Here is a 20,430-nt window from a genome sequence, read left to right on the forward strand (position 1 = left end):
GATGATGAGGCAGGGGCGCCACGTTTCAGCTCTGGGCGAGGATCGAGTAGAGCGCGCGACGGGCATCGTCGAGCACGCTCACGGCTTGCTTCAGCTGATCGGGCGTTCCGCTGCGGCCGAGCTGCGCGGTGGCGGCGGCGAGCTCGACGGCCGCCTTCGAGAGCGCGCGGTGGTGTTCGGTGCCGTTGGGCGACGGCGACTCCCAGGGGGCTGGACGGTCGGCGGCGGCCTCCGCTTCCGCGCGGCCGAGATCGGTGAGCGAATAGGTCTTGCGACCGTTGAGCTCCGCGGCGACGATCAGTTCCTCGTCGGCCAGCAGCTGCAGCGTCGGGTAGACCGATCCGGCGCTCGGCTTCCACGTGCCGCCGCTTCGCTCCTCGATCTCCTGGATGATCTGGTAGCCGTGCATCGGCTGCTCGGCGAGCAGGGCGAGCACTGCCGCGCGCACATCGCCGCGCGCCATCCGCTTCGCTCCCGGTCGCGGGTCGAACGAGGAGCGCAGCTGCTCCATCGCCTCCCAGATCGCAGCGCCCGGGTTGCCTGCCCCGAAGCCGCGCTCACCTCCGAAACCTGCCGCACCGAAACCGCCTGTCGGACGTGGGCCGTTCATGATGACCTCCCGGGTTGACGAATGAACGATACTCAACGATATATCGCTATCGCTACGGATGGAAGGGGTACGTCGCGGCCAGCCACGCATCGGCCTCGCGCGGATGCCGCAGCCGCACGACCTCCAGACCGGGGCGGCTTCGAGCGGCGTCGGCGACGAGATCGCCTCGGGTGGCGTGCGTGTTCCACGCCCAGCGGATGATGTGCTCGGGGTCGCTGAAGATCGTGCGCAGGGGCGCCTCCCGATTGCCGTTCCAGAGCTCCTCGCGGCGCACACGGCGGCGCACCGTGCGCGTGACGACCTGCTGCATCACTCGAGCTCGCGAGTAGTCGAGGAAGACCATCGTCTGCGCCCGGTCGGCGAGGAGCTCGCGCACCGGATCGTACTGCCATTCGATCACCCAGCCCGGCTGCGAGGTGAACGCGTCGACGTCGGCGACGAAACTCGGGCGCGGCGTCCAGTCGGGCCCGTGGAACAGGGCGTCGATCTCCCGATACGGCAGAGCGGATGCCGCGGCGATCCGCCGCGCGAGGGTCGACTTGCCTGCACCGCTCGCGCCGGCGACGAGGATGCGGCGGGGTGCGGGAGCGGGCATCATCCGAGCGTACCGATGCGATGGCGCCGGCGACTCGGCACCGTGCGAATCTCCCCGTTCGGGGAATACGGAGGCCGAACCATCCGTTCGCATACGTCGTGAGTGAACCCATCAAGATCGACATCTGGTCCGACATCGCCTGCCCCTGGTGCTACATCGGCAAGCGCCACCTCGAGAGCGGCATCGCCTCGCTGGGTGAGGATGCGCCGGAGGTCGACATCACGTACCACTCCTTCGAACTCGCACCCGACACCCCGGTCGACTTCGAGGGCTCGGAGGTCGACTTCCTCGCCAAGCACAAGGGCATGCCCGTCGAGCGCGTGCAGCAGATGCTGGAGCAGGTCACGGGCGTCGCCGCGACCGCAGGGCTCGACTACGACTTCGACGCGTTGCAGCACACCAAGACGCTGAAGGCGCACGAGCTGCTGCACTTCGCCAAGGAGCAGGGCCTGCAGCTCGAGCTCACCGAGCGCCTGCTGCGCGCGTACTTCACCGAGGGTCGCCACGTCGGCCGCGTCGACGAGCTCGTAGAACTCGGTGCCGAGATCGGCCTCGACGCCGACGCAGCACGCGAGGCGCTCGACTCGGGGCGGTACGCAGCCGCGGTGCAGGCCGACATCGCCCAGGCGCAGGCTTACGGCATCAACGGTGTGCCGTTCTTCGTGATCGAGGGCAAATACGGCATCTCGGGCGCGCAGCCCGCCGAGGTCTTCGCCCAGGCGATCGCGCAGATCGCCGGCGAGCGCGACGGAGCCGCCGCGTGAGCGACGTCGCCGCCGCGTCGACGACGGATGCCGCGGCGCCCGCGCCGTTCGCGATGATCACGGGCGACCCGTCGGCCATGGTCTGCGAGGGCGACGTCTGCTACATCCCGGGCACCGAACCAGGGGAGTGACTTCGAGCCGCTGAGCGCGCTCCTCGGTGTCGAGGGACGCGCTACTCGGGGTCGGAGATGTCGGCCACGGTCGCACCGAACGCGTCGATGAGTCGATCCGCGTCGACGAAGAGGCTGCGACCGTGCTCGCCGGCGCCCATCGACACCCGGCGACCGGCGATCGAGGCGTCGGCGACCACGGGCCACGACGTGGTCGATCCGAGCGGGGTGATGGTGCCGCGCTCGTATCCGGTCGCTGCGAGCGCGAGTGAGGCGTCGGGAAGCTGGAGCTTGTTCACTCCGAGGAGCGTGCGCAGCTTCGGCCACGAGATCTTGCGACCGCCGGGAACGAGGGCGAAGACGTAGGTGTCGTCGCTGCGCTTGACCACGAGCGACTTCACGATGTCGGCGGGGGTGATGCCCATCAGCTCCGCGGCCTCTTCGAGGCTGCGCGCTGCCGGGCGCTCGATGATCTCGACCTCGAGGCCGCGTGCCGCGGCATCCGCTCGCACCCGATCCGCACCCGTGAGCTCCGACATGTCGTCCTCCCCGATTCCGTTTCCTCGAATCCTAGGCGCGCACCGCGTGTGTCAGACTGAGCGTCACTCGAACAGGGGGCAGTCTTGGATTCGAAAGCTTCGCGCGGTCTTGCGCTCATCGTCATCGCCGGCGCACTCGTCATGTCGGGGTGCTCGATCGGATCCGGCGAAGCGGCCGCACCGTCGCCCCGCTCGACGGAGTCCGCGGTGCCGACGCCCGACGAGGGCGACGAGTACGCCGATGCGTTCGCCGAGCGCGATGCGTTCATCGCGGCGCAGCAGTTGCCACTGGACGGTTCGCTGCTGGTCGCGACGACCGATGCCCAGAAGGAGTTCATCGCCGAACAACGGGCCTACATCGAGCAGCAGGGCGGCACGTGGTCGCCGGAGCTCGAGAGCGTTGCGCTGGCGCTGACCGCCGATGCCTGCGAGACGGCGATCCTGAACCTGCACGAGGTGGAGCTCACGACGCTGGAGACGCACGTGGCCTCGTCGCCGCTCTTCGCCCAGCTCATCGCGGACGACCTCTCCGAAGACGAGCGGAGGGCCGCCGAGCGCAACGTCGCGAGCGTCATGGTCTTCGGTACCGGGTTCCTCTGCCCCGACGACGCCGAGCAGTGGGAGTCCGCGTTCACAGCCGCGTACCCGGGCTGACGTCCGCGCGCGTCGGGCTCCGCGCACCCTCGGCGGGCGGATGCGGGCTCCGCCGACTCCTCCTCCACAGGACGGCGTCTGCTCCGATCGCCGGCGCGCGACGGGGCCGAGGCCTCGTTGCCGCAGAATTCTGGGAGAATCGACGGTGATGTCCTCCACCACCACGCTTCCCGCGGGCCCGCTCGAGATCGGCGGGCTCGCCCTCGATGTCCCCGTCGTACTCGCCCCCATGGCCGGCATCACGAACACGGCCTTCCGGCGCCTCTGCCGCGAGTTCGGCGCCGGCCTCTACGTCAGCGAGATGATCACCTCGCGTGCCCTCGTCGAGCGCACGCTCGAGTCGATGCGCCTCATCACGCACCACGAGTCCGAGACGCCGCGTTCGATCCAGCTGTACGGCGTCGACCCGAAGACCGTGTCCGAGGCGGTCACCATGCTCGTCGCCGAAGACCGGGCCGACCACATCGACCTGAACTTCGGATGCCCCGTGCCGAAGGTCACCCGCAAGGGCGGGGGAGCCGCACTCCCGTGGAAGAACGGGCTGTTCCGCGACATCGTCGAGGGCGCCGTGCAGGCCGCCGGCGACGTTCCGCTCACCATCAAGATGCGCAAGGGCATCGACGCGGACCACCTCACCTATCTCGAGGCGGGCCGTATCGCCGAGGGTGCCGGCGTCGCGGCGGTCGCGCTGCACGCGCGCACCGCCTCCGAGTTCTACTCGGGCCAGGCCGACTGGTCGGCCATCACGAAGCTCAAAGAGACGGTCACCACGGTGCCGGTGCTCGGAAACGGCGACATCTGGTCGGCCGACGACGCGCTGCGCATGGTCGCGGAGACCGGGTGCGACGGCGTCGTCGTCGGGCGCGGATGCCTCGGACGCCCGTGGCTCTTCGGCGACCTCGCAGCGGCGTTCCGCGGCGATTCGCAGAGCTTCCGGCCCTCGCTCGGGCAGGTCGCGCAGACCTTCCGTCGTCACGCCGAGCTCCTCACCGACTTCTTCGACAGCGAAGAGCGAGGGTGCCGCGACATCCGCAAGCACGTCGCCTGGTACTTCAAGGGCTACCCGGTCGGTGGCGACCTGCGTGCCCGTCTCGCGACCGTCGAGTCGCTCGCCCAGCTCGACGATCTGCTCGGCACGCTCGACTGGTCGATGCCGTATCCCGGCGAGGGCGCAGAGGGGCCGCGCGGCCGCGCGGGCACCCCGAAGAAGCCGGCGCTTCCCGACGGCTGGCTCGATTCGCAGGAGCTCGTCGGCCACGACCGCGTCACCCTCGTCGACGCCGAACTCGACACGAGCGGCGGCTGAGCGTGCGCGAACCTCTCTTCGGCGGCTACGAGGCCACCGACACCGAACGCTGGCTTCCCGAAGAGCACTCCTCGCGGCGCAGCGACTTCGCGCGCGATCGCGCCCGACTGCTGCACTCGAGCGCGCTGCGCCGCCTCGCGGCGAAGACGCAGGTGCTGAGCCCGACCGCCGGCCTCGACTTCGCCCGCAACCGGCTCACGCACTCCCTCGAGGTCGCGCAGGTCGGTCGCGAGCTGGCCGCGAGCCTCGGTCTCGACCCCGACGTCGTCGACACGGCGTGCCTCGCGCACGACCTCGGGCACCCGCCGTTCGGCCACAACGGCGAGAAGGCGCTCAACACCTGGGCCGCCGACATCGGCGGTTTCGAGGGGAATGCGCAGACGCTGCGCCTGCTCACCAGGCTCGAGCCGAAGGTCTTCGGACCCGACGGCCGCAGCTACGGGCTGAACCTCACCCGTGCCAGCCTCGACGCGAGCTGCAAGTACCCGTGGCCCGAGGCCACGAGCGTCGCCGACCCCTCGGGACGGGCGAAGTTCGGCTTCTACCAGAGCGACACCGAGGTGTTCCGCTGGCTTCGCGCCGGCGCCCCCGAGCGCCGGCTCTGCATCGAGGCACAGGTCATGGACCTCTCCGACGACATCGCCTATTCGGTGCACGACTTCGAAGACGCGATCGTCAACGGCTACATCGACGTCGCCGCGCTCGGCGCGCGCGTCGACCACGAGAGCCTCGTCAGCTCGATGTACGAGTGGGTCGGCGGATCGATCACCCACGACGAACTCGTCGCGGCGTTCGACCGCCTCGACTCCCTCGACGGCTGGCTCGACACCTGGAACGGCAGCAGGCACGACCAGGGGCGGCTGAAGAACCTCACGAGCCAGCTCATCGGCCGCTTCGCGCATGCCGCGACCTCCGCGACCCGTGCGGCGTTCCCGCTGGCGAGCCTCATCCGCTTCGACGCCGACGTCATCGTGCCCCGCGAGATCCAGGCGGAGATCGCGGTGCTGAAGGGCATCGTCGCGGCGTACGTGATGTCGAAGAACACCCGCCAGCCGATCTACCACCAGCAGCGCGAGGTGCTCACGTCGCTCGCGGACGTGCTCCTCGCGGGCGGCGAGCAGCATCTCGATGCCGGCTTCGCCGAGGACTGGCGCGCGGCGGGCGATGACCCGGCGCGAAAGCGGGTCGTCGTCGACCAGGTCGCGAGCCTCACCGACCAGTCGGCGCTCGCCTGGTACGAGCGACTCGTGCAGCAGTGACGACCCGAGCCGGTCTCCGGCCCTCGGCGGCGTTCGGCGAACTAGGATGAGAGCCATGGCGGGCCGAATTCGACAGAGCGATGTCGATGAGGTGAAGGCCCGCACGAACATCGCCGACATCGTCGGCGAGCACGTCAGCCTGAAGTCGGCCGGCGTCGGTTCGATGAAGGGCCTCTGCCCCTTCCACGACGAGCGCAGCCCGAGCTTCCACGTGCGACCGGGCCTCGGCTACTACCACTGCTTCGGCTGCGGGGAGTCGGGCGACGTCTACACCTTCCTGCAGCGCATGGACCACGTCTCGTTCACCGAGGCGGTCGAGCGGCTCGCGGGACGCATCGGCTTCGAGCTCCACTACGAAGACGGCGGCCAGGCCTCCGACCACGGCAACCGCGCCCGACTCCTCGCCGCCAACCAGGCGGCTTCCGAGTTCTTCGTCGATCGGCTCAGCGCCCCCGACGCCGAGGTCGGCCGCCGCTTCCTCGGCGAGCGCGGATTCGACGCCGAGGCGGCACGGCGGTTCGGCGTCGGCTTCGCGCCGAAGAGCTGGGACGCCCTGACCGATCACCTCAAGGGCCGGGGCTTCACGACCGACGAGCTCGCGGCATCCGGCCTCGTCTCGCAGGGCGACCGCGGCATCTACGACCGTTTCCGCGGCCGGCTCGTCTGGCCGATCCGCGACGTCACCGGCCAGACCGTCGGCTTCGGTGCGCGGCGCCTGCTCGACGACGACAAGGGCCCGAAGTACCTGAACACCCCCGAGACCGCGATCTACCACAAGTCGCAAGTGCTCTACGGGCTCGACCTCGCCAAGCGAGACATCTCGAAGACCCATCGCGTCGTCGTCGTCGAGGGCTACACCGACGTCATGGCCTGCCACCTCGCCGGCGTGACGACGGCGATCGCGACGTGCGGCACCTCGTTCGGCGTCGACCACATCAAGGTGCTGCGCCGCGTGCTCGGCGACGACTCGGGGGTCGGCGAGGTCGTCTTCACGTTCGACGGCGACGCGGCCGGCCAGCAGGCGGCGATGCGCGCCTTCGGCGAGGAGCAGCGGTTCGCCGCCCAGACCTTCGTCGCGGTGGCGCCCGACGGGCTCGACCCGTGCGACCTGCGGCTGGCGCGCGGCGACGCCGCCGTGCGCACCCTCATCGAGTCGCGCACGCCGATGTTCGAATTCGTCATCCGGCACACGCTCGCCCGTTACGACCTCGAGACCGTCGAGGGGCGGGTCGCCGCGCTCCGGGCGGCTGCGCCCGTCGTCGCCGAGATCCGCGACCCCGCCATGCGGCCCGGGTACACGCGAGAGCTCGCCCGCATGCTCGGCGTCGAGCTCGGCGAGGTCACGCGCGCGGTGCGCTCGGCATCGAGTCGGCCGAAGTCGGGGGAGACGGGCGGCAGCCAGCACGCGGCATCCGTCACCAACGGCGCCGACGGCGCAGCGGATGCACCCGAGCGCCCGTTCTCGATCACGCAGCTGCCGAGCGATCCCGCGACCCGCCTCGAGCGCGACGCCATGCAGGCGATGGTGCAGTACCCCGACGCCGTCGGCGCCGATCTGCTCCGCCACGCCGTCGACTGCCGGTTCGGAAACCCGTCCCTCGCGGTGATCCGTGACGGCATCGCCTCGGTGCTGGCTTCCACCGACCCCGTCGTGCGCGTCGACCGCGTCATCACCGAAGTGCCCGCGCCGTTCGCGAGCCTCGTTCAGCAGCTCGCCGTCGCGCCGATGCCGCACCGCAGCGAAGGCGAGCTCACCGTCTACGTGCAGGGCGTGGTGAGCGCACTGATCGACCGCGAACTGCTGCGGCAGAAGTCGGAGCTGCTCGGGCGGCTGCAGCGCACCGACCGCACCGATGTCGCCGCCTACGCGGCGCTACAACGAGCCCTCGTCGAGATCGAGACCGAGCGACGGGCGCTCCGAGCCGACTGAGGTCATCTGCTCGGCGGAGCCCGCTCACGCGCATCGGTTGCGTCGAAGGTTGCAGATCGGTAAACATTCCGCCGTAGAGCCGCCCCTCCAAGCACCATTCCGAGGCTGTGTGCTAGGTCTTGGGGATACGAAAACGCGCCTGCGCGCAGCGCAGCGCGATTGAGTCCTGACAGGAAGAGGTAGACGGATATGACATCCGCATCCAAGAACGGGCGGCGCAGCCTCGTCGCAGTGGCTGGCCTTTCGGCCGCAGCCCTCGCTTTCGCCGGCTGCTCGGCCGGCGGCGGGGCCGGCGAGGCTTCCGGAGGCACGATCACCATCGGCACCACCGACAAGGTGACCACGCTCGACCCGGCCGGCTCGTACGACAACGGTTCGCTCGCCGTGCAGACGCAGGTCTTCCCGTACCTGCTGAACACCGACTACCAGAGCACCGAGGTCGTCCCCGACCTCGCCGAGTCGGCGGAGTTCACCTCGCCGACCGAGTACACCGTCACGCTTCCCGATGGCCTGAAGTGGGCCAACGGCAACGATCTCACCGCTGACGACGTCAAGTTCTCGTTCGACCGCCAGATCGCGATCGCCGACCCCAACGGCGCCTCGAGCCTGCTGTACAACCTCGACAGCACTGAGGTCGTCGACGACACCACGGTCGTCTTCCACCTCAAGGCCGAGAACGACCAGGTCTTCCCGCTCATCCTCACGAGCTTCCCGGGCGCGATCGTCGACGACGAGGTCTTCGCCGCAGACGAGCTGACGTCCGACGACGACATCGTCGCGGCGAACGCCTTCGCCGGGCCGTACATGATCACGAGCTACGACTTCAACACGCTCATCTCGTTCAAGAAGAACCCCGAGTACAAGGGCCTTCTCGCCGAGGCGAAGACCGACACGGTCAACCTGAAGTACTACGCCGAGTCGTCGAACCTGAAGCTCGACGTGCAGGAGGGCGGCATCGATGTCGCCTACCGCAGCCTCTCCGCGACCGACATCGACGACCTCAAGGGCAACGACAAGGTCAACGTGGTCGAGGGCCCCGGCGGCGAGATCCGCTACATCGTCTTCAACTTCGACACGCAGCCGTACGGTGCGAAGACGCCCGAGGCCGACCCGGCCAAGGCGCTCGCCGTTCGTCAGGCCGTCGCCGACCTCATCGACCGCGATGAGCTCGCCGACCAGGTCTACAAGGGCACCTACACGCCGCTGTACTCCTACGTTCCGGCCGGTCTCGCCGGTGCGATCGAGCCGATGGTCGAGATGTACGGTGACGGTTCGGGTGCGCCCGACGCCGACAAGGCGGCCGAGCGTCTCGAGGCAGCCGGCGTGACCACGCCGATCGAGCTGAACCTGCAGTACTCGAACGACCACTACGGCCCCTCGTCGGCCGATGAGTACGCACTCATCAAGGACCAGCTCGAGTCGACCGGCCTGTTCACGGTCAACCTGCAGACCACCGAGTGGGTGCAGTACTCCGAGGACCGCACGTCCGACGTGTACCCGGCCTACCAGCTGGGCTGGTTCCCCGACTACTCGGACGCCGACAACTACGTCACGCCGTTCTTCCTGATCGAGAACTTCCTCGCGAACCACTACGTGAACCAGGAAGTCAACGACCTGATCATCGAGCAGGCGTCGACGCTCGACCCGGCGGCCCGCACCGCACTCATCGAGGAGATCCAGCAGAAGGTGGCGGCCGACCTGTCGACCGTCCCGTACCTGCAGGGCGCTCAGGTCGCAGTGACCGGCACCGACGTCGAGGGCACCGACCAGACGCTCGACGCGTCGTTCAAGTTCCGCTACGCGGCACTGTCGAAGGGCTGAGTCGCCTGAACGGCTAGAGTCTCTTCTACGCAAGGAACGGGTGGCCCGCTCTCCGGAGCGGGCCACCCGCATTTCCAGCCCACACCCGATTGGCGAACATTGACCTCAACGACGACGGCGCCCGCCAGTAGCGCGTCCCCCGAAAAACGGCGACCACCGAAGTCCTCAGGTGGCGGTCTCGGCCGCTACATCATCGTGCGGGCGCTCCTCATCATCCCGACGGTGTTCATCCTCGTCACCCTGGTCTTCGTGCTCATGCGCTCGACCGGTGACCCGATCACCGCCAAGCTCGGCGGCCAGCTCCCGGCCGACCAGCTCGCCGAGCGCATCCACGCCGCCGGCTACGACCGCCCGATCATCGTGCAGTACCTCGAGTACCTCGGCCAGATCGCGACCGGCAACTTCGGCACCACGCTGACCGACAACCGTCCGGTCACCGAGATCCTGTTCACGTACGGCGCCGCGACCCTCGAGCTCGCGTTCTACTCGCTCCTCGTCGCCTTCGTCATCGGCATCCCGTTCGGACTCATCGCGGCGTACTTCCGCGACAAGGGCCAGGATGCCTCGCTGCGCGTGTTCGCCATCCTCTGCTACGCGACCCCGGTCTTCTTCGCCGGCCTGCTGCTGAAGCTCGTCTTCTCGGTCTGGCTCGGCTGGCTGCCGGTCGCCGGACGCGCATCCGTCGGCGCACAACTCCAGATGGAGGTCCTGCCCAACAAGACGGGCCTGTACACGATCGACGCCATCATGACGGGCAACCCGGCGGTGCTCGGCGACGTGCTGGCCCACGCCGTGCTGCCGGCGATCGCACTCGGCCTCCTCACCGCCGGCGTGTTCCTCCGGCTCGTGCGCACGAACGTCATCGGCACGCTCTCGACCGACTACGTCGATGCAGCCCGGTCGCGCGGCGTCAGCGAGTACCGACTCGTGCGCAAGCACGCCTACCGTCCCGCGCTCATCCCGATCATCACCGTCATCGGCCTGCAGATCGCGCTCCTCCTCGGCGGCGCGGTGCTCACTGAGACGACCTTCGAGTGGAAGGGCCTCGGCTTCATGCTCGCCGAGTATCTCCAGGCCCGCGACTTCGTCGCGGTGCAGGGCATCGTCGCCCTGCTCGCCGTGATCGTCGCGCTCACGAACTTCATCGTCGACATCATCGCGGCGCTCATCGACCCGAGGGTGAGGTACTGACATGTCGACCGACACCGTCATCCGCGCGCCGAAGCGGCGCCTCCGCGACCGCATTCCGGTCGTGCACCAGTTGCGCCAGAGCGTGGGCCTCCAGCGCGGAATGCTCATCGCGGGCCTCGTGCTCACCGGCATCTTCGTGTTCGTCGCGATCTTCGCTCCGCTCATCGCACCGTACGGCTTCGCACAGCTGCGTGACGCAGCGGGGCCCTTCGGCAGCCAGCAGCCGCCCTCGGCCGAACACCTCTTCGGTACGACCGTCGGCGGCTACGACGTGCTCTCCCGGGTGCTGTGGGGGGCGCAGACCGCCATTCTCGTCATCATCATCGCGGTCACCCTCTCGCTCTTCGCCGGCGTGCTGCTCGGTCTCGTCTCGGGGTACTTCGGCGGCTGGCTCGATCGCGTGCTCGTCGTGCTCTGCGACGCCATCTACGCGTTCCCGTCGCTGCTGCTCGCGATCGTCATGGCGATCGTCATCTCGGGCGGGCAGTCGAACCTGTGGGGCGGTGTCTTCGCCGCGGCGATCTCGATCACGGTCGTCTTCATCCCGCAGTACTTCCGGGTGATCCGCGCCGAGACGGTGCGCATCAAGGCCGAGGCCTATGTCGAGTCGGCCAAGGTGCTCGGCGCCTCCAACAGCCGTGTCATGTTCCGGCACGTGCTTCGCAACTCCACGCGCACGCTGCCGCTCATCTTCACGCTGAACTCGTCCGAGGCGATCCTGACGCTGGCGGGCCTCGGCTTCCTCGGCTTCGGCATCGAGCCGACGGCGGCCGCGGAGTGGGGCTACGACCTCAACAAGGCACTGTCCGACGTCTCGAGCGGCATCTGGTGGACGGCGCTCTACCCGGGCCTCGCGATCGTGCTCGTGGTGCTCGGCATCACACTCGTCGGCGAGAGCCTGAACGACCTGGCCGACCCGCGACTGCGCGGCCGTCGTCGCGTCGCGCAGGCCTCGGGCGAGGTCGCAGAGACGTCCGTCGTTCCCGGCGGCACGCTCGTCGCCGGCCCGGGTGGCCTCGCGGGACTCGAAGACGGCGAATCATTCGACGAACACGGAATCGGGGTGCGGTCATGAGCACGGTCGTCAGCATCGAAGGGCTCGGCGTCTCGTTCGCGACCGACGCGGGCGCGGTGAAGGCCGTCGACGGCGTCTCGCTGAAGGTCGAACGCGGCGAGGTGCTCGCGATCGTCGGCGAGTCGGGCAGCGGCAAGACCGTCACGGCGAAGACCATCCTCGGCCTGCTGCCCGAAACGGCCACCACGAGCGGTGCCGTCCTCCTCTCGAACAAGGCGGGCACGTCTGAGAGCGATGTCGTTGCCCTCTCGAAGAAGCAGCTCCGCGAGGTCCGGGGCACGGACGTCGCGATGGTGTTCCAGGAGCCCTCCACGGCACTGAACCCCGTGTACACGGTCGGCTGGCAGATCATCGAGGGCCTCCGCGCCCATACGTCGATCTCGCAGAAGGACGCCCGGGCGAAGGCGATCGAGATCCTCGGCCGGGTCGGCATCCCCGACCCGGAGCACCGCATCGACCACTACCCGCACCAGTTCTCCGGTGGTCAGAAGCAGCGCATCGTGATCGCGATGGCGCTCGTGCTCGACCCGGGCCTGATCGTCGCCGACGAGCCGACCACGGCGCTCGACGTGACCGTGCAGGCCGAGATCCTCGACCTGCTGCGCCGATGCCGTGACGAGTTCGGCATGGGCATCGTGCTGATCACCCACAACATGGGCGTCGTCGCCGACCTCGCCGACCGCGTGGCCGTGATGTACCAGGGCAAGGTCGTCGAGGAGGCCGACGCGAAGACGCTCTTCGCATCGCCGAAGGCGGAGTACACGAAGGCGCTCCTCGCCGCGGTTCCCTATGTCGGCACCGGCACGGCCAGTGCGATCGAGCGCGCGGCGCAGCGACCGGCCGACTGGGTCGAGCAGGCACCGGTCGTCGAGGCATCCGGGCTCGAGATCGTCTACCCCGGCCGCTTCGGGCGCCCGGGCTTCCAGGCCGTCGGCGGTGTCGACTTCGTGATCCGTCCAGGCGAAGTGCTCGGGCTCGTGGGGGAGTCGGGGTCGGGCAAGACCACCATCGGTCGTGCGATCGCCGGCCTGACGAAGGTCACCGGCGGTTCGCTCCGCGTGCTCGGCCATGAGATGAACGGCGTGCGCGAGCGCGAATTCCGGCCGCTGCGCAGCCGAATCGGGTTCGTCTTCCAGGACCCGGCGTCGAGCTTCAACCCGCTGCTGACGATCGCCGAGTGCGTCGCCGAGCCGCTCGTCATCCACGGCAGGGCCTCGAACCCCGCCAAGGCGCGTGCGCGCGTCGACGAGCTGCTCGAGGCGGTGCAACTGCCGAAGGCCTACGGCGACCGGTACCCGCACGAACTCTCGGGCGGGCAGCGCCAGCGCGCGAGCCTCGCACGGGCGCTCGCGCTCGAGCCCGAACTGCTGATCGCCGACGAGCCGACCTCGGCGCTCGACGTCTCGGTGCAGGCCCGCGTGCTCGAGCTCTTCGCCGAGCTGCAGCGCGAGTTCGGCTTCGCCTCGCTCTTCATCAGCCACGACCTGGCCGTCGTCGACATCCTCGCCGACCGCATCGCGGTGCTCTACCGCGGCGCCCTCGTCGAGGAGGGCACGGGTGCAGAGGTGCTCGGCGCGCCGAGCGACCCGTACACGCAGCGGCTGCTCGCATCGCTCCCCGTTCCCGACCCGGTCGCCCAGGCCGAACGGCGCGAAGAGCTCCGCCGTCTCCGGGAGGCCGTGTGATGCGTGGCGCAGCCCACGGCTACCCGATCGTGCTCGACGACCTGTCGGCCGAATATCCGGCGAGAGGCCCGAGTCCGGCGCACGTCGCGCTGCACGGCCTGAGCCTCACGGTCGCGCCCGGGGAGGTGCTCGGCCTGCTCGGCAGTGCGGGCAGCGGCAAGAGCACCCTCGCGAAGCTGCTCTCGGGCATCGCGTTCGAGATGCGCCCGGCCGAGGGACGTCCGGTCATCACGGGCGGCGACGCCGCCGTGCTCGGCCAATCGCTGCGGGGCATCCCGAAGCGCAAGCTCCCCGAGTACCGGTTCCACGTCGGCTACCTTCCCCAAGACGCCGCCTCGACCCTGCCCGCCGACCGCACGGTCGCGGAGATCATCGGCGAGCCGATCCTCGAACGCGACCGCCGGTACAACGCGCGTGCGCTCGCGACCCGGGTCGCGACGATGCTCGACGGTGTGCGGCTCTCGCTCGGCAAGCTCGACAAGTACCCGTACGAGCTCTCGGGCGGGCAGCGGCAGCGGGTCGCGCTGGCGCGAGCGCTCGTGCTCGGACCGTCGGTGCTGATCGCCGACGAACCCACGGCGGGCATCGACCTCACGGTGCGCGACGTCGTCGCGCAGCTGATCGGCGAGCTCCGCCATGAGCACACCTTCTCGGCGGTCATCATCAGCCACGACCTGCCCGTGCTGCGCAGCACTGCGGAGCGCGTCGCGGTGCTCGATCGGGGCCGCCTCGTGGCCATCGGCACGATCGACGAGGTGCTCGACGACCCGAAGCATCCGTACGTGATGGCCCTGGCCGGTGCGCTCGACGCCGGTCACGCGGTGATCGACGACCTCGACCTGGGCCCTTCGGTATGACGGATGCCGCGGCGTCCGCGCCGCGCGCACGACATCGCGTCGTGCACGGCGCATCGGGAGCGCATCGCGCCGGCCCCACGCCGGTCGAATCGGGGCCGATCGCGATCCTGCCTTCGGCCGAGCCGGCGTTCGTCGACGCGGTCGAGCGGGCCGGGGGAACCGTCGCCCAGCTGACGGCGGCGACGCGCGGGCTCGTGTGGACCGCGGCATCCGGAAGCGACGAACTCACCCGGGTGATCGACGAGCACCCCTCGATCGGCTGGCTGCAGCTGCCGTGGGCGGGCGTCGACGCATTCGCCGAGCTGATCGAGCACGCCGCCGGCGACGGCCGGGTCTGGACCAGTGCGAAGGGCGCATATGCGCAGCCGGTCGCCGAGCACGCGCTCATGCTCGTGCTCGCGGTGCTCCGCGAGCTGCCGAGACGCGTCGAGGCGCGCGCGTGGCAGGCCGACGAACTCGGCCGCACGCTGTACGGCGCCGACGTCGTGATCGTCGGTGCCGGCGGCATCGCCGTCGAACTCATGCGTCTGCTCGAGCCGTTCGGCGCCCACGTGACCGTCGTACGGCGCAGCGCCGAGCCGGTCGCCGGCGCCGAACGGACCGTGCAGACGGCGCGGCTCGGCGAGGTGCTCGCCGACGCCGACGTGGTCCTGCTCGCGGCGGCGCTCACGGGCGACTCCCGCGGACTGATCGGCGAGGCGGAACTGCAGCGGATGCCCCGCGGCGCCGTGCTCGTGAACGTCGCACGCGGCGGCCTCGTCGACACCGACGCGCTCGTCGCCGCGCTCGAATCGGGCCACCTCGGCGGGGCCGGGCTCGACGTGACCGATCCCGAACCGCTGCCGGCGGGGCATCCGCTCTGGCAGACGCCGAACTGCATCGTGACGCCGCACGTCGCCGACACCGAGGAGATGACGGTGCCGCTCTTCGCCGAGCGCATCTCCGCGAACGTGCGCGCGTTCCTCGACGACGGCGACTTCGAGGGCCGGATCGATCCCGTCGCGGGGTACTGAGCCGCGTGCACTCCTGCCGGCCAAGTCGAGGTGGCCTCGGATTGGGAGTCGGGCGAACCTTTTGCTAGAGTATCCATCGCTGAACAAGCGATCCTCCATAGCTCAATTGGCAGAGCAATCGGCTGTTAACCGGTAGGTTCTTGGTTCGAGTCCAAGTGGGGGAGCGACAAGCCCCGCATTCCATGTGAATGCGGGGCTTTTCTGTTGCGTCACGGCGTTCAGGTGCCAGCAGGGTGCTCGCGGCGGGCCGGTGGTAACGATTTTGACGCGCGCTCGGCAAAGATGATCTACTTCGCGGGATGGGTTTCCACCCAACGTGGTACACGCCGACCGTCGAAACCGTGGAGGAGCAATGTCTGCAACCCGTCGCCCTTCGCGACGATGCTCTCCGGGGCATGAGCGCGGCCGCAGGATCTCGTCGGCGACACGCCCCGTGCTCTCGCGAATCCTCATGATCGCGCTGCCATTGCTCGTGCTCACGCCGGCCATCGACCTGCTCACCCGAGCCGAGCCGCTTCCGGAGACGATCGAGTTGCTCGCACTGATCATGGTCGCCGCATCCGCGGTCTTCATCTTCTTCTGGTTGACGGCTCGGGGCATGGTCGCACTGGTCTACGATGCCGGCGACGAGCTGCGTATCGGCATCCGCCAACGGCCCATCCCGTTGTCATCCATCACGAGCTACACGTACCACGCGCCGAGGAAAGCGCGGGACACGGTTCGGATCGAGGTCAGGACGAGGGCCCATCGCCGTGGTGGGTTCATCTACGTCGCGATCGACCAGCGCACAACGCTCACCGGTTCCCCGGTCCCGGAGACATTCACCCACTTGCACGCACGCATCCTGACCGCCCGCCGTGAGGCGCTTTCGCCTTCGCGACTCCACTGAGAGGTGACATGTTCGAGAGCAACATCATCGAGGCAGTGCACGCAGCCGACACCCTGATCGATGAGGGCGACCAGGGTGATGCGCAGGCGTTGCTGACGCAGGCGCTGCTCGCGTGTCCTCCCGCCGGCAGCGAGGTGGAGGCGATCGCGATTGCGGAGGCGACCGGGTTGCTCATCGGTCTGGATGCGGGCCTGCTTCCGGGGGAGGTGCTCGATGCCCATGTCGAGCGGATGCGGCAGCTGACCGAGGACTTCGATGGTGCCGACGTCGTCGTGGCACGTGTCGAGGCTGAGCTGTGTCGGTTCGAGTGGGTGCATTCGCAGGACGGCGTCGATCCGATCGTCTTCGTCGATGTGCTCCGTGCCGCGTCCGAGTTCGCCGAGCGAGAGCAGGGTTCGGAGTACGAGCGTGTGCGGCGAGCGGCCGCCGAGGCGGCCTTCACTGCGCAGATGATCCGTGGATGGCTGAATCAGGATGCATCGTCGATCGCCGTGGCACTGGAGTCGCTGGCGCTGGGGCTGACCCCCGAGAGCGACATGCGAATGCGCTGCATTCGCATCGATGCGCTGCACGCAGCGGCGCGGCTCCGCATCACGCAGGACATCGATGCCGACGACGCCGGCTATCTGCTCCGTGCCGTCATCTCGGAGGCCGCCGAATGCCCTCCGGCCCGCAACCGGTACTACTCGGCGACACTCCTGCTCGCGGACCTGGCCCTCGCCGCCGACGTCGCCCCAGCGGAGGCCCTCATCGACGCGACCGCTGCGCTTCACAGCGACCTCGTCGACGATGCGGACGGCGCGTGGCTTCGTTGCCGGCACCTCGAAGGGCTCCTCGACCGGGTTCCCCTTCAGGAACGCGGCCCGATGGCCGTTGCGGAGTGGAGCCGATTGATCGACCGCTACGCGACCCACACCGACCCACGAGTGCGCGCGACGATGCTCGCACAGGTCCGGTACCGTGGCGGCGACGTCGAAGCGCTCACCGCGGCAGACCTGCAGATCCTGCAGTACGCGGATGCCGCCGCGCTCCACGACGGGCACCCCGAGACTGCAGCAGCGCGGTTCCGAGTGGCAGCCCTCATCGTCGAGGTCCTCGGATACCCCGACGCTGGAACAGCCGCGTCCGCTACGGCGCCGCGCCGATCTCTCACCGCGGCGGTCCGATTCTCCGAGGACCTCGAACGACGCTTCCCCGGGGCGGAGACCGACCCGGAGTTGAGCGTTCCCATGGCGAGGCTGGTCGTCGATCGCGCCCTCCGCCTCTCAGATCTCGGTCGTCGCGAGGAAGCACTCTCGACACTCTCCGAGGTCCGCCCGAGGTTCGCCGACGCACCCGCGGACGAGGTGCGGCACATCTTCGCGCAAGCGGCGTACTGGGAGGGCCGTCTCAACAGGGAGGCCGGAAACGTCGCCGTAGCCCGCAGCGCCGTCGATGCCGTGGTCGCCGAGTTCTCCGGCGACCCCGACCCGGATGTTCGGGTGTGGGCGGCGAACGCGCTCTTCTCCGCCTGGCGCGATCCTGCGCTCGACCCCACTGACGCAGACGTCGTCTTCGACAGGTTCGCCGAGATCTTCAGCAACGACGCGGACCCCCGCATTCGCCGGCACGACGCGTCAGGGCGCCTGAACCGAGCGGTGCGTGCGCACGGGAAAGGCGCAGCGGATCAGGCCGTCCAGGCGCTCCGCGGCCTCATCGACGACTTCGCCGACGACAGCGACGCCGACATCGTCGACACGGTACGACTCGCGAGGGAGAACCTGACAGTCCTCACCTTGTCCTCTGCGAGCACGTCGCCCTCGACCAGCGAATCAGACGCGCGCGCTCGTGCCCTGCGCGACCGTCTCTACGCGGCGGACGATCTGTACGAATCCGGACGGACGGAGGAAGCCGCCCGGGAATGGCGAGCCCTCGTCGATGCCACGTCCGGCACGCATGATCACAACCTCGCCGTCCTGGGTCTTGCAGCGCTGGACATGTGGGGCGGGTACCTGAACGACACGAAGCAGTGGTCGGAACTCGTCGACGTCGCGCGACGTGCGATGGTCTCACGCGAGCGGCTGGATTACCGGGCAGAGCGGATGCGCGCTCGCGCCTACCTCCGCTTCGGCATCGCGCACGGGCAGGTCGGCGACCCGCAGTCGGCTCTCGCCGCATACGAAGCACTCGACCAGCTGGTCGCCGCCGTCACGGACGACGAGGTGATGACGACGAGGCAGCAGGCCGTGTACAACAGGGCCGTACTCATCGATGACATCGGCGACGCGGAGGCGGCGATCAACGCCTACGACCACGTGCTCGCCGTGCACGCGATCAGCCGCGATTCACCGTCACGCCGACTCCGACGCGTCAAGGCGCTCAGGAACCAGGCTCGACTCCTCGACGACCTCAACCGGATCGCGGAAGCAGCCTCTGCGCATCGCCAAGTCCTCGACATCGCCTCGGGCAACCCCGCGCCGGATCTGAACGAGCGCGCCCGACTCTCGGCGTTCTCACTCGCCGAATGCTACACACGCCTCGGCGAGCACGTCTCCGCAGCGCAGACCTACGCCTGGGTGCGCTCCCACACCAGCCTCGGATTCACGAAAGCGGACATCCGAACGGCTGCGCGCGCCCAGAAGGCCGCCGAACGCGAGTCGCGACGTCAGCGAACGAAGCACCGCTGACCTGAACGCAGTTCGGCCTCCGTTCCACGTCCGGCCAAGTCCCGTTCATGCTGCTGATGGACCATCTGCCTCCTACGAAGGAGCCTGATGTCCACGCTTGCCGGCATTCGACGTGCCCTCATTCCGGTCGCCGCCCTCATGCTCACGGTCGTCGCCGTCGTCGCACCCGCGACCTCGGGCGCGGCGCACGGCTTCTCGACCGTCGTCTACGTCGACGCGAGCGCATCGGGCATCGACGGCGTCCGCACCGAGATCGGCCTCGAGTACGACCTGCTCGTCGCGACGGTCGCGAAGAGCGAAGACGCGCCTCAGTTCTTCGAGGACGGCATGGAGGCCTTTCGATCAGGCGACGAGGCTTCCGCGCTCAACGCCCATGCCGACGCGATCGTCGGGTACGTCAGCGACCGTTTCGACGTGAGCGCTGACGGACGGGTGTGCGAACCAGAGCGGGTCGGCGCCCTCGATGTGATCGAACGGCAGGGTGTGCCGTATGCGCTCCTCACGCTCGACTTCGCATGCGCTGCGGCCACGAGCCACGAGTTCCGCAGCACGCTCTTTCCCGATGAGGAAGGGTTCGTGCGGGCGGCCGTCACGATCGTCGAGTACGACCTCGACGGTCGCACGAGCACCGCGACGCTGAACCGCGAAGCGCCCGGTTTCGACACCGAGCAGCCGTTGCTCGAGCGCTTCTCGCAGTACTTCGTCCTCGGTGCCGAGCATCTGCTCTACGGCATCGATCACCTCCTCTTCCTGCTCGCGCTCATCGTCGGATCGCGGCGGCTTCGAGACGTCGTGCTGGCGGCGACGGCGTTCACGGTCGCGCATTCGGTCACGTTCACCTTCGCCGCGCTCGGCATCATCTCGGTTCCTGCGACCATCGTCGAGCCGGTCATCGCGCTGTCGATCGCCGTGGTCGCGTCGTGGTACCTCTGGCGTGCGCGTCGCGATCGGGCGGCGCCACTCGTCGTGCCGCCGGGCAAGTCGAGTCTCGACGCCGCCGATTGGGCTCGGCTCGCGGTCGTATTCGGTTTCGGGCTCATGCACGGGCTCGGGTTCGCCGGTGCACTCGGCATCGACGAGCCGTTCTCGTGGCCGCTCCTCTGGTCGTTGCTCGTGTTCAACCTGGGCATCGAGGCCGTGCAGGTCGGGATCATCGTCGTGCTCTTCCCGCTGCTCATGCTGTGGCGCCGTCAGGCGCCGACGAGTTCGAGCGTCGGCGGGGCGGTCGTCGCGGCAGGGGTCGCGGTGACGGGTCTCGTGTGGTTCGTGCAGCGCGTGCTCGGCATCGGATGAGGATGAGCCGGTGAACTCCTGACGAACACTCAGTTCACCCGGCCTGTGCGGTGCTCGAGGCCCCTACGCTCGCTGCTGTGAAAACCTCTGTGCGGCTCGCGGCCGTCTCCCTACTCGTTGCGCTCGCAACAGCACTCGTCCCGTTACCGGCCTCCGCTCACGTCGGTGAGCAT

Annotated in this window: 18 protein-coding genes and 1 tRNA gene; 16 read left to right on the forward strand and 3 right to left on the reverse strand. The window is 69.0% G+C overall.

Features of this window, described 5'->3' with window-relative positions:
* Nucleotides 1–25 precede the first annotated feature (25 nt).
* Nucleotides 26–610, reverse strand: coding sequence for a PadR family transcriptional regulator (locus ASE14_RS01290; protein WP_056649662.1), 585 nt, complete (start codon nt 608–610; stop codon nt 26–28).
* 52 nt (nt 611–662) lie between these two features.
* The gene (locus tag ASE14_RS01295; protein ID WP_235511042.1) at nt 663–1,205 is read right to left on the reverse strand and encodes an AAA family ATPase; all 543 of its coding nucleotides are present in this window, start codon (nt 1,203–1,205) and stop codon (nt 663–665) included.
* A 98-nt stretch (nt 1,206–1,303) separates the two neighbouring features.
* On the opposite strand from ASE14_RS01295, the gene ASE14_RS01300 reads away from it, so the two are divergent.
* The gene (locus ASE14_RS01300) at nt 1,304–1,969 is read left to right on the forward strand and encodes a DsbA family protein (protein ID WP_056649667.1); all 666 of its coding nucleotides are present in this window, start codon (nt 1,304–1,306) and stop codon (nt 1,967–1,969) included.
* The gene (locus tag ASE14_RS21325) at nt 1,966–2,100 is read left to right on the forward strand and encodes a hypothetical protein (RefSeq protein WP_255356058.1); all 135 of its coding nucleotides are present in this window, start codon (nt 1,966–1,968) and stop codon (nt 2,098–2,100) included. Before ASE14_RS01300 ends, ASE14_RS21325 begins: the two co-directional genes overlap by 4 nt.
* Before the next feature lie 41 nt (nt 2,101–2,141).
* On the opposite strand, the gene ASE14_RS01305 is transcribed toward ASE14_RS21325, so the two are convergent.
* A complete protein-coding gene (locus tag ASE14_RS01305; protein WP_056649670.1) occupies nt 2,142–2,618 on the reverse strand; it encodes an aminoacyl-tRNA deacylase in 477 nt (158 codons plus the stop codon).
* Between the two features lie 84 nt (nt 2,619–2,702).
* Between ASE14_RS01305 and ASE14_RS01310 the strand changes: the two genes are divergently transcribed.
* The 14 genes from ASE14_RS01310 to ASE14_RS01375 all read left to right on the forward strand — a co-directional run bounded on the left by ASE14_RS01310 (nt 2,703) and on the right by ASE14_RS01375 (nt 20,257).
* Nucleotides 2,703–3,272 (forward strand): hypothetical protein, encoded by a 570-nt coding sequence (locus ASE14_RS01310; protein WP_056649673.1) that lies wholly within the window; start codon nt 2,703–2,705, stop codon nt 3,270–3,272.
* Between the two features lie 148 nt (nt 3,273–3,420).
* Nucleotides 3,421–4,578 carry a tRNA dihydrouridine synthase DusB gene (dusB, locus tag ASE14_RS01315; protein ID WP_056649675.1) on the forward strand — a complete coding sequence of 386 codons (1,158 nt, stop codon included), beginning with the start codon at nt 3,421–3,423 and terminating at the stop codon, nt 4,576–4,578.
* A gap of 2 nt (nt 4,579–4,580) precedes the next feature.
* Nucleotides 4,581–5,837 carry a deoxyguanosinetriphosphate triphosphohydrolase gene (locus ASE14_RS01320; RefSeq protein WP_056649676.1) on the forward strand — a complete coding sequence of 419 codons (1,257 nt, stop codon included), beginning with the start codon at nt 4,581–4,583 and terminating at the stop codon, nt 5,835–5,837.
* A gap of 55 nt (nt 5,838–5,892) precedes the next feature.
* Nucleotides 5,893–7,767 (forward strand): DNA primase, encoded by a 1,875-nt coding sequence (gene dnaG / locus ASE14_RS01325; RefSeq protein ID WP_056649679.1) that lies wholly within the window; start codon nt 5,893–5,895, stop codon nt 7,765–7,767.
* Nucleotides 7,768–7,956: 189 nt separating this feature from the next.
* On the forward strand, nt 7,957–9,588 hold the full coding sequence (locus ASE14_RS01330; protein ID WP_056649682.1) for an ABC transporter substrate-binding protein: 1,632 nt from the start codon (nt 7,957–7,959) through the stop codon (nt 9,586–9,588).
* Nucleotides 9,589–9,687: 99 nt separating this feature from the next.
* Nucleotides 9,688–10,779, forward strand: coding sequence for an ABC transporter permease (locus tag ASE14_RS01335; RefSeq protein WP_056649685.1), 1,092 nt, complete (start codon nt 9,688–9,690; stop codon nt 10,777–10,779).
* A gap of 1 nt (nt 10,780) precedes the next feature.
* On the forward strand, nt 10,781–11,854 hold the full coding sequence (locus tag ASE14_RS01340; protein ID WP_056649687.1) for an ABC transporter permease: 1,074 nt from the start codon (nt 10,781–10,783) through the stop codon (nt 11,852–11,854).
* Nucleotides 11,851–13,539 (forward strand): ABC transporter ATP-binding protein, encoded by a 1,689-nt coding sequence (locus ASE14_RS01345; RefSeq protein ID WP_056649690.1) that lies wholly within the window; start codon nt 11,851–11,853, stop codon nt 13,537–13,539. Before ASE14_RS01340 ends, ASE14_RS01345 begins: the two co-directional genes overlap by 4 nt.
* Nucleotides 13,539–14,396 carry an ATP-binding cassette domain-containing protein gene (locus ASE14_RS01350; protein ID WP_056649693.1) on the forward strand — a complete coding sequence of 286 codons (858 nt, stop codon included), beginning with the start codon at nt 13,539–13,541 and terminating at the stop codon, nt 14,394–14,396. Before ASE14_RS01345 ends, ASE14_RS01350 begins: the two co-directional genes overlap by 1 nt.
* A complete protein-coding gene (locus tag ASE14_RS01355; RefSeq protein WP_082599901.1) occupies nt 14,393–15,409 on the forward strand; it encodes a D-isomer specific 2-hydroxyacid dehydrogenase family protein in 1,017 nt (338 codons plus the stop codon). The genes ASE14_RS01350 and ASE14_RS01355 overlap by 4 nt, the downstream gene beginning before the upstream one ends.
* A 91-nt stretch (nt 15,410–15,500) precedes the next feature.
* A tRNA-Asn gene (locus ASE14_RS01360) sits at nt 15,501–15,573 on the forward strand.
* Between the two features lie 269 nt (nt 15,574–15,842).
* A complete protein-coding gene (locus tag ASE14_RS01365) occupies nt 15,843–16,298 on the forward strand; it encodes a hypothetical protein (RefSeq protein ID WP_056649695.1) in 456 nt (151 codons plus the stop codon).
* 8 nt (nt 16,299–16,306) lie between these two features.
* Nucleotides 16,307–18,964 (forward strand): hypothetical protein, encoded by a 2,658-nt coding sequence (locus ASE14_RS01370; RefSeq protein ID WP_056649698.1) that lies wholly within the window; start codon nt 16,307–16,309, stop codon nt 18,962–18,964.
* A gap of 87 nt (nt 18,965–19,051) precedes the next feature.
* A complete protein-coding gene (locus ASE14_RS01375) occupies nt 19,052–20,257 on the forward strand; it encodes a HupE/UreJ family protein (protein ID WP_056649701.1) in 1,206 nt (401 codons plus the stop codon).
* The last annotated feature ends 173 nt before the right edge of the window (nt 20,258–20,430 follow it).

This window comes from Agromyces sp. Root81, from assembly GCF_001429165.1.
GTDB lineage: Bacteria > Actinomycetota > Actinomycetes > Actinomycetales > Microbacteriaceae > Agromyces.